The following is a 24,771-nucleotide window of genomic DNA, read 5'->3' on the forward strand; positions in this document are numbered from 1 at the left end:
ACAGGGCCCTGGACCGATCTACGCCTCGCCCTCCCGCTCCGCGAGAAAGCGTTCGAATTCGCGGCCGATCTCGTCCGCGGACGGGATCTCGGCCGGCTCGGCGATCATGTTGCCCCGGGTCGCCGCGCCCGCCACCGCGTCGTACTGGTGCTCCAGCCCCTGCACCAGCGCGACCAGCTCCTCGTCGCCCTCACCGATCTGCCGGTCGATCTCGGTCTGGGTCCGGTGTGCCTCGGTGCGCAGCGCGTGCGCGACGGCCGGCAGCACCAGCCCGGTGGCCGCCGTGATCGCTTCCAGGGTGGCCAGCGCCGCGTCGGGGTAGGAGGAGCGGGCCACGTAATGCGGGACGTGTGCCGCGACGCCGAGGACGTCGTGACCGGCCTCGGCGAGCCTGAACTCGACCAGCGACTCCGCGCTGCCCGGCACCTGCGCCTCGTCGAACGGGCTGCGGTGCCCCGGCATGAGGTCGGTGCGGTTGCCGTGCGGGGTGATGCCGACCGGGCGGGTGTGCGGGACGCCCATCGGAATGCCGTGGAAGTTCACCGACAGCCGGACGCCGAGGCGCTCGACGATCTGCCGTACGGCGACCGCGAAGCGCTCCCACTCCACATCGGGCTCGGGGCCGGACAGCACCAGGAAGGGGGCTCCGGTGGCGTCCTGCACCACGCGGACCTCCAGCTTGGGCTGCTCGTACGAGGTCCAGCGGTCGCGCTGGAAGGTGAGCAGCGGGCGGCGCGCGCGGTAGTCCACGAGCCGGTCTGCGTCGAAGCGGGCCACGACCTGGTGGGGCAGCGTGTCGAGCAGCCGCTCGACGATCTGGTCGCCGGTCTCACCCGCGTCGATGTAGCCGTCGAAGTGGTAGAGCATGACCAAGCCGGCCGATTCCTGGGCGAGCGCCATGTCGACGACGGCCAGCCCCTTCGGCTCCCATGCGTACAAACCCTGTGGATCAAGCACGATTACCGCTCCTCCTCGTGTTTCATGGGGAAGAACGCCGGGCCGGGCGGAGGCATTCCCCGCGTACGCCCGTGAACGGCGGGCGCACCTACCGCCCATGGCCCGATCCGGGGTGAACACGACGAGCGGAACGCCCAGTTCATCTCGCTGGTAAACGCGGTAAGACCCGCCCCCCGAAGGGACGGGCCTTACCGTTTCAGCTACTCAGCCGCGCCGAAGCGCTGAGCTGCGATCAGCTCTGGCCGCCGGCCAGCTTCTCGCGGAGCGCGGCCAGGGCCTCGTCCGACGCCAGGGCGCCGGAGTTGTCGTCCGACTCCGAGGAGTACGAACCGCCCGAGATGCCCGCACCGGCGCCGGCACCGGCGGCCGGGGCGGCAGCGCCCTCGGCAGCGGCGGCCTCGTCGGCCTCGCGGGACTTGATGACCTGCGCCTGGTGCTGCTCGAAGCGGACCTGCGCCTCGGCGTACTGGCGCTCCCACTCCTCGCGCTGCTTCTCGAAGCCCTCGAGCCAGTCGTTGGTCTCGGGGTCGAAGCCCTCGGGGTAGATGTAGTTGCCCTGGTCGTCGTACGACGCGGCCATGCCGTACAGGGTCGGGTCGAACTCGACCGACGCCGGGTCGGCACCGAAGGACTCGTTGGCCTGCTTCAGCGAGAGGCTGATGCGGCGGCGCTCGAGGTCGATGTCGATGACCTTGACGAAGATCTCGTCGTTGACCTGGACGACCTGCTCCGGGATCTCCACGTGGCGCTCGGCCAGCTCGGAGATGTGGACCAGGCCCTCGATGCCCTCGTCGACGCGCACGAACGCACCGAACGGAACGAGCTTGGTGACCTTACCCGGGACGACCTGACCGATCTGGTGGGTCCGGGCGAACTGCTGCCACGGGTCTTCCTGCGTCGCCTTGAGCGACAGGGAGACACGCTCGCGGTCCATGTCGACGTCGAGAACCTCGACGGTGACTTCCTGGCCGACCTCGACAACCTCGGAGGGGTGGTCGATGTGCTTCCAGGAAAGCTCGGAGACGTGGACGAGACCGTCGACGCCGCCGAGGTCCACGAACGCACCGAAGTTGACGATCGAGGAAACGACGCCGGAGCGGACCTGGCCCTTCTGCAGGGTCGTGAGGAAGGTCTGACGGACCTCGCTCTGGGTCTGCTCGAGCCAGGCACGGCGGGACAGGACCACGTTGTTGCGGTTCTTGTCCAGCTCGATGATCTTGGCCTCGAGCTCCTTGCCCACGTAGGGCTGGAGGTCGCGGACGCGGCGCATCTCGACGAGAGAAGCCGGCAGGAAGCCACGGAGGCCGATGTCGAGGATGAGACCACCCTTGACGACCTCGATGACGGTACCGGTGACGATGCCGTCTTCTTCCTTGATCTTCTCGATCGTGCCCCAGGCACGCTCGTACTGAGCGCGCTTCTTGGACAGGATCAGACGGCCTTCCTTGTCCTCCTTCTGGAGAACAAGCGCCTCGATCTCGTCGCCGACCTTGACGACGTCATTGGGGTCGACGTCGTGCTTGATCGAGAGTTCGCGGCTCGGGATGACGCCTTCGGTCTTGTAACCGATGTCGAGCAGGACCTCGTCCCGGTCGACCTTCACGATGACGCCGTCGACGATGTCGCCGTCGTTGAAGTACTTGATCGTCTCGTCGATCGCGGCGAGGAAGGCTTCCTCGTTACCGATGTCGTTGACCGCTACCTGCGGAGTGGTGGCGGTGGTCTCGGTGCTGCTCGTCATGTGGGAAAGGGCTCCGGTTACGGACAGAAAGTCGTAGGTACTGCTACGCCGGGAGCCCTTGTCGCCGCTGCAGAAGCCGGACAGCTTTGGAGACGCACCAGCGCCTCGTAGAACCGAGGGGACATACAACAGGGGCGAGCGCAGCCTGCTAGGTCTGAGGAGCGCAGGCTCGCAACGCAACTTGTAGCATACGGGGGCAGCCGGACACGGTCAATGCGCGAACGCGCACACCCGGGGCGAATTGCCCTATACCCGGCACAACTTATGTTCCGCGAGGCCACGAGCGCCGCACGGCGCTCGGCGGCGACAGGTTCATGCGATCCCTACGCAGACTAATCTGACGGGCACGATGAACCAAGAGGACGACACCACTTACGAGCCGGCTCACGGGCCGGCTTACGAGCCCGAGGCGACGCGGCGTGACGCCGGAGAAGCGGAAAGCAGCCGGGCGAGCCGCGGGTGGTGGGACCGCAACGCCGATGAGTACCAGACCGACCACGGCGCGTTCCTGGGGGACGACCGCTTTGTGTGGGGGCCGGAGGGTCTCGACGAGGCGGACGCCGGGCTGCTGGGCCCTGCCCGCTCCCTGAAGGGCCTCGACATCCTTGAGATCGGCGCCGGCGCGGCCCAGTGCTCGCGCTGGCTCGCCGTGCAGGGCGCACTCCCGGTGGCCCTGGACCTCTCCCACCGACAGCTCCAGCACGCGCTGCGGATCGGCGAGGGGGAGGAGGCACCCCTCGTACCGCCCGTACCGCCCGTACCGCCCGTACCGCCCATTCCGCTCGTACAGGCGGACGCGGGCCTGCTGCCGTTCCGGGACGGGTCCTTCGACATCGCGTGCTCCGCCTACGGGGCGGTGCCCTTCGTCGCGGATCCGGTGAACGTGATGCGCGAGGTACGGCGGGTGCTGCGGCCCGGCGGGCGCTGGGTCTTCTCCGTCACGCACCCGATCCGCTGGGCGTTCCCGGACGAGCCGGGGCCCGAGGGCCTGACCGTCGCCGCCTCCTACTTCGACCGCACGCCGTACGTGGAGCAGGACGGGCAGGGACGTGCGGTGTACGTCGAGCACCACCGCACCCTGGGCGACCGGGTGCGCGACGTGGTGGCGGGCGGTTTCCGCCTGGTGGACCTGGTCGAGCCGGAGTGGCCCGCCTGGAACACGCAGGAGTGGGGCGGCTGGTCGCCACTGCGCGGGAACCTGATCCCGGGTACGGCGATCTTCGTCTGCGAGCGGGACTGAAGGCTGAGGACCGACACGCATGATCCGTACCGACGCTCTGGACCGGCTGCCCGTCCGCCATGCCGTCCCCGCGCTGCTGGACGCGCTCGACGGGCACGGCAGCGCGGTGCTGTGCGCGCCGCCCGGCACGGGCAAGACCACGCTGGTGCCGCTGGTGCTGGCGGGGCTGGTGGGTGGTGACGACCGTCCCGTACGCAGGGTGGTCGTCGCCGAGCCCCGGCGGATCGCGGCGCGGGCCGCGGCGCGGCGGATGGCGTGGCTGCTGGGTGAGGACGTCGGGGGCCGGGTCGGGTTCACCGTGCGCGGTGAGCGCGTGGTGGGGCGCGGGACGGTGGTGGAGGTGGTCACCACGGGCGTACTGCTGCAGCGGCTCCAGCGCGACCAGGAGCTGGCGGGTGTCGACGCGGTCGTGCTCGACGAGTGCCACGAGCGGCATCTCGACGCCGATACGGTCGCCGCCTTCCTGCTGGACGTGCGGGCCGCGCTGCGGCCGGAGCTGCGGCTCGTCGCCGCCTCGGCGACCACGGACGCGGCGGGCTGGGCCCGGCTGCTCGGGGACGCTCCGGTGGTGGCGGCCGAGGGCGTGTCGTATCCGGTGGAGGTGGTGTGGGCGCCGCCGGCCCGGCCGGTACGGCCGCCGCACGGGATGCGGGTGGATCCGGCTCAGCTGACCCATGTGGCGTCGGTGGTGCGCCGGGCGCTGGCCGAGCGGGAGGGGGACGTGCTCTGCTTCCTGCCCGGGGTGGGCGAGATCTCCCGGGTGGCCGGGCAGCTGGGGAACGCGGGCGCGGAGATCCTTCAGGTCCACGGGCGGGCGCCGGCGGCAGTCCAGGACGCGGTGCTGGCGGGGTCGTCCGGCGCGCGCCGGGTGGTGCTGGCGACGTCGGTTGCCGAGTCGAGCCTGACGGTGCCGGGGGTGCGGGTCGTCGTCGACTCGGGGCTGGCGCGCGAGCCGCGGATGGACCATGCGCGGGGGCTGGGCGCGCTGACGACCGTACGGGCGTCGCAGGCCGCTTCCCGCCAGCGAGCGGGCCGGGCGGGGCGGGAGGCGCCGGGGGCGGTGTACCGGTGCTGGGCGGAGGCCGAGGACGTACGGCTGCCGCGCTTCCCGTCCCCTGAGATCAAGATCGCGGACCTGGCCGCGTTCGCCCTGCAGGCGGCGTGCTGGGGCGATCCGGACGCGTCCGGTCTCGCGCTGCTCGACCCGCCGCCGGCCGGTGCGATGGCTTCGGCGCGTTCCGTCCTGGCGGCGATCGGCGCGGTGGACGCGGCGGGCCGGGCGACGGACCGGGGCGTACGGATGGCCCGGCTCGGCCTGCACCCCCGGCTGGCCCGGGCACTCCTGGACGGCGCCCAGCAGATCGGCGCGCGGAGGGCGGCGGAGGTGGTGGCCCTGCTGAGCGAGGAGCCGCCGCGCGAGTACGGGGACGACCTGACGGCGGCCTGGCGCGCGGCACGCCGCGGCGCAGACGCGTACGCCGCCCGCTGGCGCACGGAAACCCGCCGCCTCGCCTCGGTGGCGGGGACGCCGGAGGCGGGCGGGACGCCGGAGGCGGGCGCGGGTGGGGGTACGGGTGCGGGCGGCCAGTCCGTATGGACCGACGACCGCGCCGCCCAGCCCCCGGCGGCCGGGGCGCCGGGGGCGGCGGGGCGGGCCGTTGGCCACGGGCGCGACGCGGGAACGGGCGCCGTTCAGCCGGATGGCGCGAGTCGGCCACGGGCCGGGTCGGATGCGGGCGCGGAGCGGGCCGAGGGAACGGCCACCGCTTCCGCCGCTCGCGACGCACGGCCGGGCGCGGCACGGGGCGCGCAAGCGGACGCCGCGGGGGGCGCGCAAACGGGCACCGCACGGGGCGCGGTATCGGACGCAGCGCGGAGCGCGGCAGTGAACGCGGGCGCCGCGCGAGGCCCGGCAGCGGACGCGACGGCAGACGCGGCGCGGGGCGCGGCAGTAGGCGGGCCGCAGGGGGGTGGGGGGTTCAGTGACGATGCCGCCGCAGGGCTTGTTGCCGCGCTTGCGTTTCCTGAGCGGGTTGCCCGGACGCGGGGCGCCGGGGCGTTTCTCATGGTGTCCGGGACCGGGGCCGAGCTCGGGGAGGGATCTGGGCTGCGCAGTGCCTCCTGGCTGGCCGTGGCGGTGGCCGACCGGCCGGTCACGGCCGCCTCGGCGCGGATCCGGCTCGCCGCCGTCGTCGACGAGGCCACTGCCCGCTCGGCCGCCGGGCATCTGCTCGCCTCCGGCGAGGAGGTCCGCTGGGACGGCGGCGATGTGGTCGCCCGGCGCGTGGAGCGGCTCGGGGCCGTGGAACTGGCGGTGCGGCCGTTGCGGGACGCCGACCCCGCTCTCGTACGGGACGCGCTGCTGGACGGGCTGCGCCGCGAGGGGGTCGGGCTGCTGCGGTGGTCGCGAGACGCCGGGACACTGCGGGAGCGGCTCGCGTTCCTGCACCGGGTGCTGGGCGGCGGCTGGCCGGACGTGGCCGACGGCGCGCTGCTGGAGCGTGCCGGGGAGTGGCTGGAGCCGGAGCTGTCCCGGGCCCGGCGCCGGGACGGCCTGGCGCGGATCGACGCGGGCCGGGCGCTCGGCCGGCTGCTGCCGTGGGCGACCGGGGAGGCCGCGCGCCTGGACGAGCTGGCGCCGGAGCGGATCGAGGTGCCGAGCGGCTCGCGGATCAGGGTCGAGTACGGCGGCGAGCAGCCGGTGCTCGCGGTGAAGCTTCAGGAGCTGTTCGGGTTGGCCGAGACTCCTCGGGTCGCCGGCGTGCCGGTGCTGGTGCATCTGCTGTCGCCGGCCGGGCGGCCGGCCGCGGTGACGGCCGACCTGGCGTCGTTCTGGCGGGAGGGCTACCGCTCCGTACGCGCCGAGCTGCGCGGCCGCTACCCCAAGCACCCGTGGCCGGAGGACCCGGCGACGGCCGAGCCGACCCGGCACACAAACGCGCGGCTCAGGCGCTGACCGGCTGCGGGGCGGGGTCCGGCGGCTGGGCGGGTCCGCCGGGGCGGCGTCCGCGGGCCTCCAGGTAGAGGGAGAGCGCCAGGAGCCCGCCGCCGAGGGCCGGGAAGCCGACGGGCAGATACGTGCGCGTCATCATCAGCTTCATGCGGTTGGACTTCACCAGGCCGACCGTGTAGTCGAGGTAGTCGTCGCGCATCTTGACATGGCCGGCGAAGGCGGTGGCCTTCTCCATACCCAGCAGTGTGGACGCGTTGCGCAGCTCCTCCCGGTGGATCTCCTCGCCTCGGACGGGCGCACCGGTGAGCGGCTCGACCCAGAACATGCGCTTGGTGGTGTACCAGCGCGTCATGCCGGTCTTCTCGACCGTCTCCGGCGTGATGCCTTGGATCGGCATCTTCTTGGGCATCTTCACCTTGGTCCAGGGGATGGTCTGCTCGAAGTAGTAGACCTCCAGGCCGCGGAAGTTCTGCGTGCCCTTGTAGTGGATGGGGGCCGTGATGCGCGCCTGCGCGTCGAAGTACCGGTAGTCCCGCTTCTCCGTGAGGAAGGGCCACTTGAACTCGATGCCCTCGCGCTTGACCATGTCGCCGTCGACCATCTCGCCGGTGGCGTGCACCGGGGCCTGGGTGCGGGCGTCGAAGATGTACCGCTCGGGGATCTCGGAGACCAGCTTCCCGTCCGGTCCCTCTACATAGGAGAGGGAGTCCCAGACGACGACGTCCCGCCCGGCGCTCTCCTCTATCTTCTTCGACTCCTCGACGTTGCCCTTGAGCGTCTGCACGATGGTGACCCTGGGGACCTGCTTGGCCTTGATCCCGGTGGGGTCGTTGTAGTCGAGGAGTGTCGCGGGCTTCGCCTCCAGCACCATCTCCTGGTACTGGCTCGCCGGGATCTCCACCACCCGGGCGAACATGTACCAGCGCAGCAGCGGTGCCATGGCGGTGAAGAACACGGCGAAGGCAAGCAGGACAAGGCTCGCTCTGCGGCGCATGGCCGGCCCTCCTCTACTTTCCGGGGGCGTCGGGGACGCTGGTGAGCAGCGGCTTCGGCGAGGTCGTTCCCTCGGGCACGCCGATGGCCGTGACGCCGAGGACGAGGACGAGGGCGGCGGCCAGCCCGATGGCGGCGGCGACGAGGGCGCGCATGCCGGGCCTCCCGGATATCTGATGCGGCGTCAGGGCTGGGGCACCGTAGCAATGCGGGGACGAGATGAGAACACGTCGCACGCACGCGAAACCGCATACTTGGTTGTTGATGCACACCGCGTTGATGCACACCGCGTTGATCTACAGCGGTCCCAGGGGGGAACCTTGCCGTTCACGCTCAGCCACGCCGCGGCGGTACTGCCGGGCATCAGGAGAAACGGCACTGCGCGCGGCCCGCTCATCGCCTCGGCCCTCGTCGCCGGTTCCTTCTCACCCGACATGACATACTTCGCCGACACGGCGATCCCAGGCGCGATGCGGTTCGGCGATGTGACGCACTCGCTGCTCGGCATCCTCACCGTGGACGTCCTGGTCACCGCCGGGCTGGCCGGCCTGTGGCTGCTGCTGCGCGAGCCGCTGCTCGCTGTGGTGCCGTACCGCTGGCGCGGCCGTGCGTACGCCTTCCTGCGCGGGCAGGACTGGCGCGACCGCCCGCCCTTCGCGCTCGCCGCCTGGTTCTACGTCTCGGCGGTCGTCGGCGCCGCCACCCATGTGGTGTGGGACAGCTTCACGCATCTGGACCGCTGGGGCATGAAGGTCTTCCCGCTGCTCGGCGAGATCGTCGCGGGCTTCCCGATGTACCTGTACTTCCAGTACGGCGGCTCGGCGCTCGCGCTGGTGGCCCTCGGCTGGTTCATGGTGTCCGGGCTGCGGCGACAGCCGTACGCACAGGCGCCGGCCGACGTACCCGTACTGGACCGGCGTGAGCTGTGGTGGGCCGGCGGGCTGGTGGCGCTGTGCGTGCTGGCCGGGATCGTGCACCGATGCCTGCGCTGGTACGCGCACCTCGGGCAGATCAGCACGCCCCTCGACATCATCCCGACGGCCTGCTTCGGGGCGGGCGCCGGACTCGCCCTGGGGCTGGTGCTGTTCGCCGTGGGCGTGCGCCTGCTGCACCGGTCGCGGTCGAAGCCCCCGGCTCCTCCCGCTCCCCCGCTGCCGTCGGTCCGTTCCGGTACGGGATCACGCTGATCCCGCACCGGAACGCACCGGAACGCATCGCCTCCGGTCAGTGCGCGGCAGACTCCCAGTCGTCGCCCACGCCCACCGACACATCGAGCGGAGCGCGCAGGTCGACGGCGGCGGCCATCTCCCGGCGCAGGATCTTCTCGACGGCCGCGCGCTCACCCGAGGCGATCTCCAGCACGATTTCGTCATGGACCTGGAGCAGCATCCGGGACTTCAGCTTCGCCTCGGTCAGCGCCCGGTCGACATTCAGCATCGCGACCTTGACGATATCGGCCGCCGTGCCCTGGATCGGGGCGTTGAGCGCCATCCGCTCGGCCGCCTCGCGGCGCTGGCGGTTGTCGCTGTTGAGGTCGGGCAGATAGCGGCGGCGGCCGAGCATCGTCGCGGTGTACCCGGTGGCCCTGGCCTCCTCGACCACACGCCGGAGATAGTCCCGCACGCCGCCGAAGCGCTCGAAGTACGTGTCCATCAGCCCACGCGCCTCGGCCGGTTCGATGTTCAGCTGCTGGGAGAGGCCGAACGCCGAGAGCCCGTAGGCCAGTCCGTACGACATGGCCTTGATCTTCCGGCGCATTTCCGCGTCGACGGCGGACTTCTCGACGCCGAACACCTGGGAGGCGACGGTGGTGTGCAGGTCCTCGCCGGAGGTGAACGCCTCGATCAGGCCCTCGTCCTCGGAGAGGTGGGCCATGACGCGCAGCTCGATCTGGCTGTAGTCGGCGGTCATCAGCGACTCGAAGCCTTCGCCGACAACGAATCCGCGCCGGATGGCCCGGCCCTCGTCCGTGCGGACCGGAACGTTCTGCAGGTTCGGGTCGGTGGAGGAGAGCCGTCCGGTCGCCGCCACTGTCTGGCTGAACGTGGTGTGGATCCGGCCGTCCGCCCCGATCGTCTTGATCAGGCCCTCGACGGTGGACCGCAGCCGGGCCTGCTCACGGTGGCGCAGCATGATCACGGGCAGCTCGTGGTCGGTCTGCGCGGCCAGCCAGGCCAGTGCGTCGGCGTCCGTGGTGTAACCGGTCTTGGTCTTCTTGGTCTTGGGCAGGGCCAGCTCGCCGAAGAGGACCTCCTGCAGCTGCTTGGGCGAGCCGAGGTTGAACTCGTGGCCCACCGCCGCGTGCGCCTCCTTCACCGCCTGCTGCACCGCGCCCGCGAACTGCTGCTCCATCGCCTCCAGATGGGCGCGGTCGGCGGCGATGCCGTGCCGCTCCAGACGGGCCAGGAGCAGTGAGGTGGGCAGCTCCACATCGTGCAGCAGCCCGTTCGCGCCGACCTCGGTCAGCTTCTCGCCGAACGCGTCGCCAAGGTCGAGGACCGCGCGGGCCTGCGTCATCAGGGCGTCCGCCTCGGCCTGCTCGTCGCCGCCGAAGGCCAGTTGCCCGTCCACGGCCGCCGGGGCCAGCTCGCGGTGGAGGTACTCGACGGACAGGGCGTCCAGGGCGAAGGAACGGCGGCCCGGCTTGACCAGGTAGGCGGCGAGGGCGGTGTCCATGGTGACGCCCTCGATCCGCCAGCCGTGCTCCGGGAAGACCCGCAGCGCGCCCTTGGCGTTGTGCATGACCTTCGGCTTGGCCCGGTCGGCGATCCAGGCGGCGAACGCCTGCTCGTCGGCCTCGTCCAGCTGGGACGTGTCGAACCAGGCCGCGGCGCCTCCCCCATTGCCTTCGGCATGGGAGGTACCCCCAGCACTCGCCAGCGCGATCTCGCTGACGCTGCCCGTGCCCAGCGCCCACGCGTCGACCGTGGCCACGCCGAGCGGCTGCGCGCCGTGCCGCTCCAGCCAGGGTGCGAGCTCGCCGGAGCCCAGTGCCGTGCCGTCCAGCTCGACGCCGGCGGCCGGAGCCGGCGCCTCCTCCTCGGCAGCTCCCGGGTCGACCGCGAGGAGCCGCTCGCGCAGGCTCGGGTTGCGGATCTCCAGTACCTCCAGGACGCCCTTGACGGCGGCCCGGTCGTACGGAGCGCGCTCCAGATCCGCCGCGGTCTTGGTCAACTCCACGTCACGGACCAGCTCGGTCAGGTGGCGGTTGAGCTTGACCGACTCCAGGTGGTCGCGCAGGGCCTGCCCGACCTTGCCCTTGACCTCGTCGGCCCGCTCCACCAGCTGCGCGAACGAACCGAACTGGTTGATCCACTTCGCCGCGGTCTTCTCGCCGACACCCGGGATGCCCGGCAGGTTGTCCGACGGGTCGCCGCGCAGCGCGGCGAAGTCCGGGTACTGCTGCGGGGTCAGCCCGTACTTCTCCCGGACCTTCTCCGGGGTGAAACGGGTCAGCTCGGAGACACCCTTGGTCGGGTAGAGCACGGTGGTGTGCTCGCTCACCAGCTGGAAGGAGTCCCGGTCACCGGTGACGATCAGTACTTCGAAGCCGGCCGCCTCGGCCTGGGTGGCGAGGGTGGCGATGACGTCGTCCGCCTCGAAGCCGTCCACCGCGAACCGATGGGCGTTCATCGCGTCCAGCAGCTCGCCGATCAGCTCGACCTGCCCCTTGAACTCGTCCGGGGTCTTGGAGCGGTTCGCCTTGTACTCGGGGAAGTCCTGCGAGCGCCACGTCTTGCGGGACACGTCGAAAGCCACCGCGAAGTGCGTGGGCGACTCGTCGCGCAGCGTGTTCGCCAGCATCGACGCGAAGCCGTAGATGGCGTTGGTCGGCTGTCCGCCCGCGGTCGTGAAGTTCTCCGCGGGCAGCGCGAAGAACGCCCGGTACGCCAGGGAGTGCCCGTCCATGAGGAGCAGGCGGGGACGGTTGTCTGCGGTGTTCTTCGATGCGTTCTTCGATGCTGTCTCTGCCACGCCCCCGATCCTAGGCCGCACCACTGACAATCCCTTCCGCCGGCCGTCCCCGGCACACGCTGTCAGTAGCGCGTGACACCATCGCAGACGTACGCGAGAACCATCCCGCTCAAAGAGGAGCGCCATGGCTGCCAAGCCGCCCGCAGGTGACCCGGTCCAGGACGCGCCGCAGGTCGCGGCGCCGCAGCATGCCGCGGCGGGCCTGCCCGCGATCGGCCATACCCTGCGCATCGCCCAGCAGCAGATGGGGATGCGGCGTACCGCGCAGACCCTCCTCAAGGTCAACCAGAAAGACGGCTTCGACTGCCCGGGCTGCGCCTGGCCCGAAGGCGACAAGCGGCACACGGCGGAGTTCTGTGAGAACGGAGCGAAGGCGGTCGCCGAGGAGGCGACGCTGCGCCGGGTCACGCCCGATTTCTTCGCCGCGCACCCGGTCGCCGACCTGGCGACCCGCAGCGGGTACTGGCTGGGGCAGCAGGGCCGGATCACCGAGCCGATGTATCTGCCGGAGGGCGCGGAGCGGTACGAGGCGGTGCCGTGGGAGCGGGCGTTCGCGATCATCGCGGAGGAGCTGAAGGCGCTCGGCTCCCCGGACGCGGCCCTCTTCTACACCTCGGGCCGCACCAGCAACGAAGCCGCGTTCCTGCTCCAGCTCTTCGCCCGCGAGTTCGGTACGAACAACCTGCCGGACTGCTCCAACATGTGCCACGAGTCGTCGGGCTCCGCGCTGAACGAGACCATCGGCATCGGCAAGGGCAGCGTGTCCCTGGAGGACCTGCACCAGGCCGACCTGATCATCGTCGCCGGGCAGAACCCGGGCACCAACCACCCGCGGATGCTCTCCGCCCTGGAGAAGGCCAAGGCCGCCGGCGCGAAGATCATCTCGGTGAATCCGCTGCCCGAGGCAGGCATGGAGCGGTTCAAGAATCCGCAGACGCCGATGGGCATGCTCAAGGGCGCCGCGCTCAACGACCTCTTCCTGCAGATCCGCATCGGCGGCGACCAGGCCCTGTTCCGGCTGCTGAACAAGCTGATCCTCGAAGCGTCTGACAGCGCCTCCGGCGCGGGCTCCGGCGCCACCGACGAGCCCTTCATCCGTGAACACACTCATGGGTATGAGGAGTTCGCGGCCACCGCCCGCGCCGCGGACTGGGACGAGACGCTCACCGCGACCGGCCTGGAGCGCGCGGAGATCGAAGAGGCCCTGCGTATGGTCCTCGCCTCGAAGCGCACCATCGTGTGCTGGGCGATGGGCCTGACCCAGCACAAGCACGCGGTGGCCACCATCCGCGAAGTCGTCAACTTTCTGCTGCTGCGCGGCAACATCGGCCGCCCCGGCGCCGGAGTCTGCCCGGTGCGCGGCCACTCCAACGTGCAGGGCGACCGCACCATGGGCATCTTCGAGCGGCCGGCGCCCGCCTTCCTGGACGCCCTGGACAAGGAGTTCGGGATCTCCGCGCCCCGCCACCACGGGTTCGACGTCGTACGGTCCATCCAGGCGCTGCGCGACGGCGAGGCGAAGGTCTTCTTCGCGATGGGCGGCAACTTCGTCGGCGCCACCCCCGACACCGAGGTCACCGAGGCGGCGATGCGCCGCGCCTCGCTGACCGTGCATGTCTCGACCAAGCTGAACCGTTCACACGTGGTGACGGGCCGGCGGGCGCTGATCCTGCCCACGCTGGGCCGCACCGACAAGGACGTCCAGGCGAGTGGCAAGCAGTTCGTGACAGTCGAGGACTCCATGGGCATGGTGCACGCCTCGCGCGGCAACCTCACCCCCGCCAGTCCCCATCTCCTCTCTGAGCCGGCCATCGTGGCCCGTATGGCGCGAGCGGTCCTCGGCGAGGAATCCGCCACGCCCTGGGAGGAGTTCGAGAAGGACTACGCGACGATCCGCGACCGGATCTCCCGTGTGGTGCCCGGCTTCGAGGACTTCAACGCCCGGGCGGCCCGGCCCGGCGGCTTCACCCTGCCGCACGCCCCACGCGACGAGCGCCGCTTCCCCACCGCCACCGGAAAGGCCAACTTCACCGCCGCGCCGGTGGAGTACCCGGAGCTGCCCGAAGGCCGGCTGCTGCTGCAGACCCTGCGCTCGCACGACCAGTACAACACCACGATCTACGGCCTCGACGACCGCTACCGCGGAATCAAGGGCGGCCGGCGCGTCGTCCTGGTACACCCCGAGGACGCCCGCGCGCTGGACCTGGCGGACGGCGCGTACACCGATCTGGTCAGCGAGTGGAAGGACGGCGTGGAGCGGCGCGCCCCCGGCTTCCGGGTTGTCCACTACCCCACGGCACGCGGCTGCGCCGCCGCGTACTACCCGGAGACGAATGTCCTGGTGCCGCTGGGCGCCACCGCGGACAGCAGCAACACCCCCGCGAGCAAGTCCGTGGTCGTACGGCTGGAGCCGACGGGCGCGGGTACGGGCGGCGGGGAATGACCGCCCCCGGCTAAGCGTTTGCTCAGGCACCCTGATAAGACGGGTGCGCACAGCAATCGAACACCCGCAGACGATCGGAGCCGGGCCCCATGGGCGAGCAGACCACCGTGCAATTCCCGCAAGAGATCATCGACGAGTACGCGGCCCTCGGCGTCGACCTGCCCGCGCTCTTCTCCGCCGGCCACCTCGGCAACCGCATGGGCGTCCAGATCATCGAGGCGGCCCCCGACCGGGTCGTCGGCACCATGCCGGTCGAGGGCAACACCCAGCCGTACGGGCTGCTGCACGGCGGGGCCTCCGCGGTGCTCGCCGAGACCCTCGGGTCCATCGGCTCGATGCTGCACGGCGGCAGCTCCAAGATCGCCGTAGGCGTCGACCTCAACTGCACGCACCACCGAGGCGTGCGATCGGGCCTGGTCACCGGGGTGGCAACCCCCGTACACCGCGGCCGCACCACCGCGACCTACGAAATCGTGATCACGGACGAGCAGGACAAGCGAGTCTGCACGGCCCGCCTCACCTGCCTCCTGCGGGACGCCACCGCGGGCGGCACGACGGGCGCCTGACGACGGACAGCGGTCCGGCACCCGCACCGGAGCCGGACCGCTCCGCCGCCCCTCTGACGGGGCTTTCCCGATTCCAGACCGTTGTGTCACCGATCGTGACGACTTAGCGTTCCCTCATGGGGACCAAGCCGCACACTCCGGCCAGGTACGCCGCGTGCACGCTTCTCGTCGCGCTGGTCGCGGCGGGGTGCGCCGGCCCGGTCGCGCCCGATCGCTCCGGATCGCCAACCCCCGCACCGCAGAACACCTCTCCTGCAGAGATATGCACAAGTCTCATCTCCTACTGGGCGAAAGAGACACTCAAGGGCAGCAAATGGTCGGGGCTCGACTGGGAACAGAAGGGGCTGTCCAACGAGCAGTACGCCATTCATGAAGAAATCGTCGCTGCAGCCCGCGCCGAGGAAACGCGGCAAGGCCGTGACAAGGCGCTGCTGTTGATCGACCGCGAGGCGAAACGGAAGTGCACGGCGCAGAACGGCGCCACCGGAAGTTCGGAGAACTGGCGCCCGCCGAGCTGAGCTCGCTCACCGCATTTCGCCAGAGGCCATCCGCTTTGCGGACAGCGGCCGACTCCGCTCCGTGGCGAGGCGACGGTCCACCCTCACGCCGCTATACGCCTCTGCGGCGGACCGACATCCAGCCACCGTCACGCTGAGTGACGAAGATCGTGTCCGTATTCCGGTTTCGCATTCACGGCCGCCTACAGCCCCCATATCGCCGGGAACCGTACAGCCACCGGACTTGGTCAGTAGCAAGATCGGCCCAAGCCCCTGAGCGGAACTGCAGATTCTCAGCATGTGGGCATTCCATGAGGTACCTAAACACCCGTTTTGTCCACACTCCCTCGGCCCATCATTGGCCTCGGCATAACAAGAGAGTCACATCCTGACTTCACGACTCCCTCACCCCCCCGCCTCCGCCTAGAGTCACCGCCAGTCACCGCGCCGCCGGGCGCGTCTCAGCACGGCCGTGTATCCCCCCAGTACGGCCCGGCGACAGAACGGCACCTCAGCAGAGGGAGCCGCGCCAGGGAAAGGATTTAACGTGCGACACCGTTCCTTGCTCATCCTCACCACCATGGTTACTACGGGAGCACTCACCCTCTCCGCCTGCGGCTCGCGCGACGACAACGAGGGCGGCAGCGACAACGGCGGCAAGACCACGGTCGTCATTGGTGTCGACGCACCGCTGACCGGGTCGCTCTCCGCCCTGGGCCAGGGCATCAAGAACTCCGTGGACCTCGCGGCCAAGACCGCGAACAAGAACAACGAGGTTCCCGGCGTCGAGTTCAAGGTCGAAGCCCTCGACGACCAGGCCGTCCCGGCCTCCGGTCAGGCCAACGCCACCAAGCTCGTCGGCAACAAGGACGTCCTCGGCGTCGTGGGCCCGCTGAACTCCGGCGTCGCCCAGTCGATGCAGGGCGTCTTCGACAAGGCCAGCCTCCTCCAGGTCTCGCCGGCCAACACCAACCCCTCGCTCAGCCAGGGCGACAACTGGGGCAAGGGCGAGTTCAAGCGGCCCTTCAAGACCTACTTCCGCACCGCCGCGACGGACGTCGTCCAGGGCAAGTTCGCCGCCCAGTACCTCTACAACGACGCCAAGAAGAAGAAGGTCTACGTCGTCGACGACAAGCAGACCTACGGCGCCGGCCTCGCCGCGATCTTCTCCGCCGAGTTCAAGCGCCTCGGCGGCACCATCGCCGGCACCGACCACGTCACGGTCAAGGAGACCGACTTCTCCAGCACCGCCGACAAGGTCAAGTCGTCCGGCGCGGACTCGGTCTACTTCGGCGGCCAGTACCCCGAGGGCGGACTCCTCTCCGACCAGATCAAGAAGACCGGCGCCAAGATCCCCACCATGGGTGGTGACGGCATCTACGACCCGGCCTTCATCAGCGCATCCGGCGTGGCCAACGAGGGCGACCTCTCCACCTCCATCGGCTACCCGGTCGAGAAGCTCCCGACGGCCAAGAAGTTCATCGAGGACTACAAGGCCGCCGGCTACAAGGACCCGTACGCGGCGTACGGCGGCTACTCCTACGACGCCGGCTGGGCCGTCATCCAGGCCGTCAAGGCCGTCGTCGCAGCCAACGACGGCAAGGTTCCCGCCGACGCCCGCACCAAGGTCGTCGAGGCCATGTCCAAGGTCGCCTTCGACGGCGTGACCGGCAAGGTCGCCTTCGACCAGTACGGCGACACCACGAACAAGCAGCTCACCGTCTACGCCGTCAAGAGCGGCGCCTGGACGGACGTCAAGAGCGCCACGTTCGAGGACTGATCCACCGCACTGCCCCGCACCAACTGAACCAGCCCGCGCGAGGGCGCAAACAGCGCCCTCGCGCGGAGTCATATCCGACAAGCTCATCGGAGGCCCTGCGGTGAACGAACTGCCGCAACAGCTGGCCAACGGCCTTGCCCTTGGTGCCCTTTATGGCCTCATCGCCATCGGGTACACCATGGTCTACGGCATCGTCCAGCTCATCAACTTCGCCCACGGCGAGATCTTCATGATCGGGGGCTTCGGCGCCCTCACCACCTACATCTGGCTCCCCAGCGGAACCTCACTCCTGGTGGCAATACCGCTCATGATCATCGGCGGCGCAATAGCCTCCGTCGCCGTCGCCACCGCCGCGGAACGCTTCGCCTACCGGCCACTGCGCACCGCCCCGCGCCTGGCCCCGCTGATCACCGCGATCGGCCTTTCCATCGCCCTGCAGCAGCTCGTCTGGGGGTTCTACCCCGACGCGAAGAAGCCCCGCAGCTTCCCCGAGTTCCAGGGCGAGTCTTTCAAGATCTTCGACAACCTGTACATCCAGCGCGCCGACGCCTTCGTCCTCGTCCTCGCCCCCCTCTGCATGCTCGCCCTCGGCTACTTCGTCTCCAAGAGCCGCAGCGGACGCGCCATGCAGGCCACCGCGCAGGACCCGGACACCGCGAAGCTGATGGGCATCAACACGGACCGCATCATCGTCATGGCCTTCGCCATCGGTGCCGCCTTCGCCGCCGTCGCCGCCGTCGCGTACGGACTCGACAAGGGCCAGATCGGCTTCGAGATGGGCTTCATCCTCGGACTCAAGGCCTTCACCGCAGCCGTCCTCGGCGGCATCGGCAACATCTACGGAGCCATGGTCGGCGGAGTCGTCCTCGGCCTCGCGGAATCCCTGTCGATCGCCTACATCGAAGAGATCCCCGGCATGCAGCAGCTCGGCGGTGGCGCCTGGTCCAACGTCTGGGCATTCGTACTTCTCATCGTCGTGCTCCTCGTCAGGCCACAGGGCCTGCTCGGCGAGCGCGTCGCGGATCGGGCGTGAGAACGATGACCACCGACACCACCAAGACGGCGGACAGCGCCTCCCGCGCCACCATGCTCCGCTGGGCCACCGTTCTCGGCGGCCTCGCCACCACGGCCAGCACCTTCCTCGCCTGGACATACACCTCCGAGTTCCCCGGCGACCTCACCGTCTACGGCTACCCCGGCGGCCTCCAGATCCTCACCCTCGTCGCCGGCCTCCTCACCGTCCTGTTCGCACTCGCCTCACTGAACATCAAGGGCCTCGGCTGGCTCGCACCCGCCGGCACCACCAAGGCGCTCAAACTGCTCGCCCTCGGCGGCCTCGGCACCACCTGGTTCACGGTCATCGCCATCGCCGTCGAACTCGGCGGCATCGCCCACCTCGAACCCGGCGGCGCCGTCGCCTTCGTGGCCTCCGCCATCCCCGTCGCCACGGCATTCCTCCTGCCCGACGACACCCGCAAGGCCCGGCGCCCCAAGGAACTCCCCTCCTGGGCCGAGATCCTGATCATCGTCGCCGCCTTCACGGTCAGCCTGTTCGTCATCACCTACGGCATCGACACCGAGGACGCCGAACTCTTCACCGGCTACCTCATCACCGCCGGCTTCGCAATCGCCGCCCTCTTCAAAGCCGGCCTCGTCGCACGGCTCTCGGCGCTCACCGCCAAGTACCGCCAAGTGACCGTCATCGCCGCCTTCGTCGCAGCCGCGGCCTTCCCGTTCACCCAGAACACCGACCAGTTCACGCTCATCGCGGTCAACATCCTCATCTTCGCGACCGTCGCCCTCGGCCTGAACATCGTCGTCGGCCTCGCCGGCCTCCTCGACCTCGGATACGTCGCCTTCCTCGGCGTCGGCGCCTACACCGCCGCCCTCGTCTCCGGAACGACCGCCTCCGCGTTCGACGTGCACTTCCCCTTCTGGGCCGCCGTCCTCACCGGCGCAGTCGTCTCACTGATCTTCGGCGTCGTCATCGGCGCCCCCACCCTGCGGCTGCGCGGCGACTACCTCGCCATCGTCACCCTCGGCTTCGGTGAGATCTTCCGCATCACCGTCAACAACCTCGACGGCACCTCCGGACCCCAGATCACCAACGGCCCCAACGGCATCCCCAACATCCCCGACCTCGTGTTCTTCGGATACGACTTCGGCGAGCCGCACACCATCCTCGGGTTCGAACTCGGCTCCTACGCCAACTACTACCTGCTGATGCTGCTCGCGATGATCCTCGTCGTAGTCGTCTTCAGCCGGGCCGGCAGCTCCCGCATCGGCCGCGCATGGGTCGCCATCCGCGAAGACGAGACCGCCGCCACCGCCATGGGCATCAACGGCTTCCGCGTCAAGCTCATCGCCTTCGCACTCGGCGCCACCCTCGCCGGCCTCGCCGGCACCGTACAAGCACACGTCCAGAGCACCGTGGTCCCCGAGATGTACCAATTCGCCGGACCCGTACCGCCCAACTCCGCCTTCCTCCTCGCCGCCGTCATCCTCGGCGGCATGGGCACCATCAGCGGACCCCTCATCGGCGCCACCCTGCTCTACATGATCCCCGCCAAGCTGCAGTTCCTCCAGGACTACCAGCTCCTCGGCTTCGGCATCGCGCTCATCCTCCTGATGCGCTTCCGCCCCGAAGGCCTCATCGCCAACCGGCGCGCCCAGCTCGAATACCACGAGACCGACCAGAACGACGTACCGGAAGAGCGACTGCCCGACACCGGCGTCGGCATCGCCAAGGCGGGGGCGTGAAAGACATGACGACCACCACCACGAACACCACAACCGAGACCGTGCTCGAAGCCACCGGCGTCACCATGCGCTTCGGCGGCCTCACCGCCGTCCGCTCGGTCGACCTCACCGTCCGCGCAGGCGAAATCGTCGGCCTCATCGGCCCCAACGGCGCCGGCAAGACCACCTTCTTCAACTGCCTCACCGGGCTGTACATCCCCACAGAAGGCAAAGTCAGCTACAAGGGCACCGTCCTGCCGCCCAAGCCCCACCTCGTCACCAAGGCAGGCGTCGCCCGGACCTTCCAGAACATCCGGCTCTTCGCCAACATGACCGTCCTGGAAAACGTCCTCGTCGGACGCCACACCAGGACCAAGGAAGGCCTCTGGTCCGCCCTACTGCGCGGCCCAGGCTTCAAGAAAGCCGAAGCCGCCTCCCACGCACGCGCCATGGAACTGCTGGAATTCATCGGACTCCAGCACAAAGCCGACCACCTCGCACGCAACCTCCCCTACGGAGAACAGCGCAAGCTCGAGATCGCCCGAGCCCTCGCCAGCGACCCCGGCCTACTGCTCCTCGACGAGCCCACCGCCGGCATGAACCCCCAGGAAACCCGGGCCGCAGAAGAACTCATCTTCGCCATCCGGGACCAGGGCATCGCCGTACTCGTCATCGAGCACGACATGCGCTTCATCTTCAACCTGTGCGACCGCGTCGCCTGCCTCGTCCAAGGCGAAAAACTCGTCGAAGGCACCGCCGAAGTCGTCCAAGGCGACGAACGCGTCATCGCCGCATACCTCGGCACCCCCTTCGAGGGCGCACCCGGCGACGAAGAAGTCGCCGAAGTCGAAGCAGCGGAGACGCACAGCACCACCAGCACCACCAGCACAGAAGGGGACGAAGCCAAGTGACCGCACTGCTCGAGGTCGAAGACCTCAAGGTCGCCTACGGCAAGATCGAAGCCGTCAAGGGCATCTCCTTCAGCGTCGAAGCCGGCCAGGTCGTCGCCCTCATCGGCACCAACGGTGCAGGCAAGACCACCACCCTGCGCACCCTGTCCGGACTCCTCAAGCCCCTCAGCGGCCGCATCACCTTCGACGGGAAACCCCTCAGCGGAGTCCCCGCACACAAGATCGTCGCACTGGGCCTCGCCCACTCCCCCGAGGGACGCCACATCTTCCCCCGGCTCTCGATCGCCGAAAACCTCCAACTCGGCGCCTTCCTCCGCACCGACAAAGCCGGCATCGAAAAAGACATCCAGCGCGCCTACGACCTCTTCCCCATCCTGGGCGAACGCCGCAAGCAGGCCGCAGGCACACTCTCCGGCGGCGAACAGCAAATGCTCGCCATGGGACGCGCACTGATGTCCCAGCCCAAGCTGCTCATGCTCGACGAGCCCTCCATGGGTCTCTCCCCGATCATGATGCAGAAGATCATGGCGACGATCGTCGAGCTCAAGGCCCAGGGCACCACAATTCTGCTCATCGAACAGAACGCCCAAGCCGCGCTCTCGCTCGCCGACCAGGGCCACGTCATGGAGATCGGCAAGATCGTGCTCTCCGGCTCCGGACAGGACCTGCTCCACGACGAGTCCGTACGCAAGGCGTACCTCGGCGAGGACTGACCCGCTCGTACTCCTACGCACGCGAAGAGGCCCACCCCCGGGAAACCCGAGGCGGGCCTCTCTCGCATCTACGGGGCCTACTGGCCCTTGGCGGCCTTCTTCTCCTCGGCGTCCTCAATGACCGCCTCCGCCACCTGCTGCATCGACATCCGCCGGTCCATCGACGTCTTCTGAATCCACCGGAACGCGGCCGGCTCCGTCAACCCGTACACCGACTGCAGCACACTCTTCGCCCGATCCACCAGCTTCCGCGTCTCCAGCCGCTGCGAGAGGTCCGCGACCTCCCGCTCCAGCGCCTTCAGCTCGGTGAAGCGCGACACCGCCATCTCGATGGCCGGCACCACATCGCTCTTACTGAACGGCTTCACCAGGTACGCCATGGCACCGGCGTCCCGCGCCCGCTCCACGAGGTCGCGCTGCGAGAACGCGGTCAGCATGAGTACGGGGGCGATGGACTCGGCGGCGATCTGCTCGGCGGCGGAGATCCCGTCGAGGACCGGCATCTTCACATCGAGGATGACGAGGTCGGGCTTGTGCTCACGGGCAAGCTCAACGGCCTTCTGCCCGTCGCCTGCCTCTCCGACCACGGAGTAGCCCTCTTCCTCGAGCATCTCTTTGAGGTCGAGACGGATGAGAGCCTCGTCCTCGGCGATGACGACGCGGGTCGTCAGCGGCGGGACGTGCGACTGGTCGTCGTCGGCGGGCTGGGGCGACTCGGGGGCGGTCACGGGACTCCTCGTTGCAAGGGCAGATGCTGCCCCATGAGCCTACCCAGCTCCTGTATGTTTGAGGCACCGAGGGGCTACACTGGCCTTCGGTTCGCAGGAGCTCCGGTAGTCCAATCGGCAGAGACGATATCCTCAAAAGGTATTCAGTGTGGGTTCGAGTCCCACCCGGGGCACTTTACCTTCAATTCCAAGGTTCGCCAATGGTTGGCGATCTTCACTCGACGCGGTGAACATACTGCCGAATTCCCGCGAGACGGCAGCGATCCAGCCAGTCTCGCGACATGTACGACCTGAGCACACGCAAGCATGCCCTGGTCCTCGTCACCCAGGGCCGCAGCCTCAACTCAGTGAGCAAGGAGACCGGCATATCGAGGGCCGCGATCCGTGAGTGGCAGACCCGGTTCGAGCCGCTGCCGCGCATGCTGGGACAGGCCGCTCCGTGCCCAAGGTGCCTGCCCGCACCCGGAGTTCCGGATGACACCGCTGCGTACGCCTATCTCCTCGGCCTCTATCTCGGCGACGGATGCATCAGCCCGCAGCCGCGCGGCGGCTACCAGCTGCGCATCGCGTGCGCGGATGCGTGGCCCGGGCTGATCGACAGTTGCCGCGCCGCGATCGCGGCCGTCCGCCCCGAAGACCGCGTCTACGTCCTCCAGAGGCAGGGCTGCGTGGCGGTCACCAGCTACGGACGGCACTGGCCGTGCCTCTTCCCTCAGCACGGCCCAGGCAAGAAGCACGAGCGGCACATCGTCCTCGAGACGTGGCAGCAGCAGATCGTGGAGTCCTTCCCTTGGGAGTTCATCCGCGGACTGGTGCACTCCGACGGTTGCCGCATCACCAATTGGACCGAGAAGGTGATCGGCGGGGTGCGGAAGCGCTATGAGTACCCGCGGTACTTCTTCACCAACACGTCCGTCGACATCATCCGGCTCTTCACGAACGCGCTGGACAGCGTGGGCGTTGAGTGGAAGTCGGCCCGCCACGGCAGTACCGCTCAAAACATCTCCGTCGCCAAGCGCGCGTCCGTCGCGCTCATGGACGCCCACGTCGGGCCGAAGCACTGAGGCTGAGCTACTTCGGGGAGTCGTCCTCGCCGATGTGGTGGACGCGGACCAGGTTTGTTGAGCCCGGGACTCCCGGCGGGGAGCCTGCCGTGATGACCACGATGTCGCCCTTCTCGCAGCGGCCGATCTTCAGGAGTTGTTCGTCGACCTGGGCGACCATCGCGTCCGTTGATTCGACGTGCGGGCCGAGGAAGGTTTCCACGCCCCACGTCAGGTTCAGCTGGGAGCGCGTGGCCGGGTCCGGGGTGAAGGCCAGGAGGGGGATCGGGGAGCGGTAGCGGGAGAGGCGTTTGACCGTGTCGCCGCTCTGGGTGAAGGCGACGAGGAACTTCGCGCCGAGGAAGTCGCCCATTTCGGCGGCGGCGCGGGCGACGGCTCCGCCCTGGGTGCGGGGCTTGTTGCGGTCGGTGAGTGGGGGGAGGCCCTTGGCCAGGACGTCTTCCTCCGCCGCTTCGACGATGCGGCCCATCGTCTTGACCGTTTCGATGGGGTACTTGCCGACACTCGTCTCGCCGGAGAGCATCACCGCGTCCGTGCCGTCGATGACCGCGTTGGCGACGTCGGACGCTTCGGCGCGGGTGGGGCGGGAGTTGTCGATCATCGAGTCGAGCATCTGGGTGGCGACGATGACCGGCTTGGCGTTGCGCTTGGCGAGTTTGATGGCGCGCTTCTGGACGATCGGTACCTGCTCCAGGGGCATTTCGACGCCGAGGTCGCCGCGGGCGACCATGATGCCGTCGAAGGCGGCGACGATGTCGTCGATGTTCTCGACGGCCTGCGGCTTTTCGATCTTGGCGATGACGGGGAGCCTGCGGCCCTCTTCGTCCATGATGCGGTGGACGTCTTCGATGTCGCGCCCGCTGCGTACGAAGGAGAGGGCGATGACGTCTGCGCCGGTGCGCAGGGCCCAGCGCAGGTCTTCGACGTCCTTTTCGGAGAGGGCGGGGACGGAGACGGCGACGCCGGGGAGGTTGAGGCCCTTGTGGTCGGAGACCATGCCGCCTTCGATGACGGTGGTGTGGACGCGGGGGCCGTCGATCTTGGTGACTTGGAGGGCGACGCGGCCGTCGTCTACGAGGATGCGTTCGCCGGCGGTGACGTCGGTGGCGAGGCCGTCGTAGGTGGTGCCGCAGATTTCGCGGTCGCCCTCGGTGGGTTCGACGGTGATGGTGAAGTCGTCGCCGCGTTCAAGGAGTACGGGGCCTTCGCGGAAGCGTCCGAGGCGGATCTTCGGGCCTTGAAGGTCGGCGAGTACGCCGACGCTGCGGCCGGTTTCGTCGGAGGCTTTGCGTACGCGGTGGTAGCGCTCCTCGTGTTCGGCGTAGGTGCCGTGGCTGAGGTTGAAGCGGGCGATGTCCATTCCGGCTTCGACCAGTGCTTTGATCTGGTCGTATGTGTCGGTGGCGGGGCCCAGGGTACAGACGATCTTTGCTCGGCGCATGGTTCGAGCCTAGGGCTTACCGGTCGGTAG

19 protein-coding genes and 1 tRNA gene are annotated in these 24,771 nt (G+C 69.3%); 13 read left to right on the top strand and 7 right to left on the bottom strand.

The features are described from left to right. Positions 1-18 precede the first annotated feature (18 nt). Positions 19-957 carry a PAC2 family protein gene (locus tag NLX86_RS23720; RefSeq protein ID WP_254373786.1) on the bottom strand — a complete coding sequence of 313 codons (939 nt, stop codon included), beginning with the start codon at positions 955-957 and terminating at the stop codon, positions 19-21. A gap of 232 nt (positions 958-1,189) precedes the next feature. Beyond that, positions 1,190-2,698 carry a 30S ribosomal protein S1 gene (rpsA, locus tag NLX86_RS23725; RefSeq protein ID WP_254373787.1) on the bottom strand — a complete coding sequence of 503 codons (1,509 nt, stop codon included), beginning with the start codon at positions 2,696-2,698 and terminating at the stop codon, positions 1,190-1,192. Between the two features lie 349 nt (positions 2,699-3,047). Here rpsA and NLX86_RS23730 point away from each other — a divergent pair, with 349 nt between their 5' ends. Further along, positions 3,048-3,938, top strand: coding sequence for a class I SAM-dependent methyltransferase (locus NLX86_RS23730; RefSeq protein WP_254373788.1), 891 nt, complete (start codon positions 3,048-3,050; stop codon positions 3,936-3,938). Between the two features lie 19 nt (positions 3,939-3,957). After that, the gene (locus tag NLX86_RS23735) at positions 3,958-6,894 is read left to right on the top strand and encodes an ATP-dependent RNA helicase (protein ID WP_254373789.1); all 2,937 of its coding nucleotides are present in this window, start codon (positions 3,958-3,960) and stop codon (positions 6,892-6,894) included. Here the strand turns inward: NLX86_RS23735 and NLX86_RS23740 are convergent. Beyond that, complete coding sequence (locus tag NLX86_RS23740; RefSeq protein WP_254373790.1) at positions 6,884-7,885, bottom strand: DUF3068 domain-containing protein; 1,002 nt, start codon at positions 7,883-7,885, stop codon at positions 6,884-6,886. The two genes, NLX86_RS23735 and NLX86_RS23740, sit on opposite strands and share 11 nt — an antisense overlap. Positions 7,886-7,898: 13 nt before the next feature. Next, entirely contained in the window at positions 7,899-8,039 is a 141-nt protein-coding gene (locus NLX86_RS23745) for an SPW_0924 family protein (RefSeq protein WP_254373791.1), read from the bottom strand. A 165-nt stretch (positions 8,040-8,204) separates the two neighbouring features. Here NLX86_RS23745 and NLX86_RS23750 point away from each other — a divergent pair, with 165 nt between their 5' ends. Then, a complete protein-coding gene (locus NLX86_RS23750; RefSeq protein WP_254373792.1) occupies positions 8,205-9,071 on the top strand; it encodes a DUF4184 family protein in 867 nt (288 codons plus the stop codon). Positions 9,072-9,108: 37 nt separating this feature from the next. On the opposite strand, the gene polA is transcribed toward NLX86_RS23750, so the two are convergent. After that, entirely contained in the window at positions 9,109-11,793 is a 2,685-nt protein-coding gene (polA, locus tag NLX86_RS23755; RefSeq protein WP_254373814.1) for a DNA polymerase I, read from the bottom strand. Between the two features lie 190 nt (positions 11,794-11,983). On the opposite strand from polA, the gene NLX86_RS23760 reads away from it, so the two are divergent. The 8 genes from NLX86_RS23760 (at position 11,984) to NLX86_RS23795 (ending at position 21,508) form a co-directional block, all read left to right on the top strand. Beyond that, entirely contained in the window at positions 11,984-14,302 is a 2,319-nt protein-coding gene (locus tag NLX86_RS23760; RefSeq protein ID WP_254373793.1) for an FdhF/YdeP family oxidoreductase, read from the top strand. Between the two features lie 89 nt (positions 14,303-14,391). Further along, entirely contained in the window at positions 14,392-14,868 is a 477-nt protein-coding gene (locus tag NLX86_RS23765) for a PaaI family thioesterase (RefSeq protein ID WP_254373794.1), read from the top strand. 116 nt (positions 14,869-14,984) lie between these two features. Then, positions 14,985-15,386: a hypothetical protein gene (locus NLX86_RS23770; protein ID WP_254373795.1), complete on the top strand. Its 402-nt coding sequence runs from the start codon at positions 14,985-14,987 to the stop codon at positions 15,384-15,386. Positions 15,387-15,912: 526 nt separating this feature from the next. After that, the gene (locus tag NLX86_RS23775) at positions 15,913-17,145 is read left to right on the top strand and encodes a branched-chain amino acid ABC transporter substrate-binding protein (protein ID WP_254373796.1); all 1,233 of its coding nucleotides are present in this window, start codon (positions 15,913-15,915) and stop codon (positions 17,143-17,145) included. Between the two features lie 100 nt (positions 17,146-17,245). Further along, a complete protein-coding gene (locus NLX86_RS23780; RefSeq protein WP_254373797.1) occupies positions 17,246-18,178 on the top strand; it encodes a branched-chain amino acid ABC transporter permease in 933 nt (310 codons plus the stop codon). A gap of 5 nt (positions 18,179-18,183) precedes the next feature. Continuing rightward, complete coding sequence (locus NLX86_RS23785; RefSeq protein WP_254373815.1) at positions 18,184-19,905, top strand: branched-chain amino acid ABC transporter permease; 1,722 nt, start codon at positions 18,184-18,186, stop codon at positions 19,903-19,905. A gap of 5 nt (positions 19,906-19,910) precedes the next feature. Then, on the top strand, positions 19,911-20,795 hold the full coding sequence (locus NLX86_RS23790) for an ABC transporter ATP-binding protein (protein ID WP_254373798.1): 885 nt from the start codon (positions 19,911-19,913) through the stop codon (positions 20,793-20,795). Further along, complete coding sequence (locus NLX86_RS23795) at positions 20,792-21,508, top strand: ABC transporter ATP-binding protein (protein ID WP_254373799.1); 717 nt, start codon at positions 20,792-20,794, stop codon at positions 21,506-21,508. Before NLX86_RS23790 ends, NLX86_RS23795 begins: the two co-directional genes overlap by 4 nt. Before the next feature lie 77 nt (positions 21,509-21,585). On the opposite strand, the gene NLX86_RS23800 is transcribed toward NLX86_RS23795, so the two are convergent. Then, positions 21,586-22,236 carry an ANTAR domain-containing response regulator gene (locus tag NLX86_RS23800; RefSeq protein ID WP_254373800.1) on the bottom strand — a complete coding sequence of 217 codons (651 nt, stop codon included), beginning with the start codon at positions 22,234-22,236 and terminating at the stop codon, positions 21,586-21,588. 99 nt (positions 22,237-22,335) lie between these two features. On the opposite strand from NLX86_RS23800, the gene NLX86_RS23805 reads away from it, so the two are divergent. After that, a tRNA-Leu gene (locus NLX86_RS23805) sits at positions 22,336-22,409 on the top strand. Positions 22,410-22,517: 108 nt separating this feature from the next. Further along, positions 22,518-23,300, top strand: a complete 783-nt coding sequence (locus NLX86_RS23810; protein WP_254373801.1) for a helix-turn-helix domain containing protein — start codon at positions 22,518-22,520, stop codon at positions 23,298-23,300. A 7-nt stretch (positions 23,301-23,307) separates the two neighbouring features. On the opposite strand, the gene pyk is transcribed toward NLX86_RS23810, so the two are convergent. Then, positions 23,308-24,741, bottom strand: coding sequence for a pyruvate kinase (gene pyk / locus NLX86_RS23815; protein WP_254373802.1), 1,434 nt, complete (start codon positions 24,739-24,741; stop codon positions 23,308-23,310). Positions 24,742-24,771: the final 30 nt, after the last annotated feature.

The sequence above is a fragment of the Streptomyces sp. A3M-1-3 genome (assembly GCF_024213665.1).
Classification (GTDB): domain Bacteria; phylum Actinomycetota; class Actinomycetes; order Streptomycetales; family Streptomycetaceae; genus Streptomyces.

What these genes read in the sequence shown, in the direction of transcription:
- rpsA (WP_254373787.1), bottom strand. Translation starts at nt 2,698, where the DNA reads ATGACGAGCAGCACCGAGACCACCGCCACCACTCCGCAGGTAGCGGTC.
- NLX86_RS23730 (WP_254373788.1), top strand. Translation starts at nt 3,048, where the DNA reads ATGAACCAAGAGGACGACACCACTTACGAGCCGGCTCACGGGCCGGCT.
- NLX86_RS23735 (WP_254373789.1), top strand. Translation starts at nt 3,958, where the DNA reads ATGATCCGTACCGACGCTCTGGACCGGCTGCCCGTCCGCCATGCCGTC.
- NLX86_RS23740 (WP_254373790.1), bottom strand. Translation starts at nt 7,885, where the DNA reads ATGCGCCGCAGAGCGAGCCTTGTCCTGCTTGCCTTCGCCGTGTTCTTC.
- NLX86_RS23745 (WP_254373791.1), bottom strand. Translation starts at nt 8,039, where the DNA reads ATGCGCGCCCTCGTCGCCGCCGCCATCGGGCTGGCCGCCGCCCTCGTC.
- polA (WP_254373814.1), bottom strand. Translation starts at nt 11,793, where the DNA reads ATGGACGGGCACTCCCTGGCGTACCGGGCGTTCTTCGCGCTGCCCGCG.
- NLX86_RS23760 (WP_254373793.1), top strand. Translation starts at nt 11,984, where the DNA reads ATGGCTGCCAAGCCGCCCGCAGGTGACCCGGTCCAGGACGCGCCGCAG.
- NLX86_RS23765 (WP_254373794.1), top strand. Translation starts at nt 14,392, where the DNA reads ATGGGCGAGCAGACCACCGTGCAATTCCCGCAAGAGATCATCGACGAG.
- NLX86_RS23770 (WP_254373795.1), top strand. Translation starts at nt 14,985, where the DNA reads ATGGGGACCAAGCCGCACACTCCGGCCAGGTACGCCGCGTGCACGCTT.
- NLX86_RS23785 (WP_254373815.1), top strand. Translation starts at nt 18,184, where the DNA reads ATGACCACCGACACCACCAAGACGGCGGACAGCGCCTCCCGCGCCACC.
- NLX86_RS23790 (WP_254373798.1), top strand. Translation starts at nt 19,911, where the DNA reads ATGACGACCACCACCACGAACACCACAACCGAGACCGTGCTCGAAGCC.
- NLX86_RS23810 (WP_254373801.1), top strand. Translation starts at nt 22,518, where the DNA reads ATGTACGACCTGAGCACACGCAAGCATGCCCTGGTCCTCGTCACCCAG.
- pyk (WP_254373802.1), bottom strand. Translation starts at nt 24,741, where the DNA reads ATGCGCCGAGCAAAGATCGTCTGTACCCTGGGCCCCGCCACCGACACA.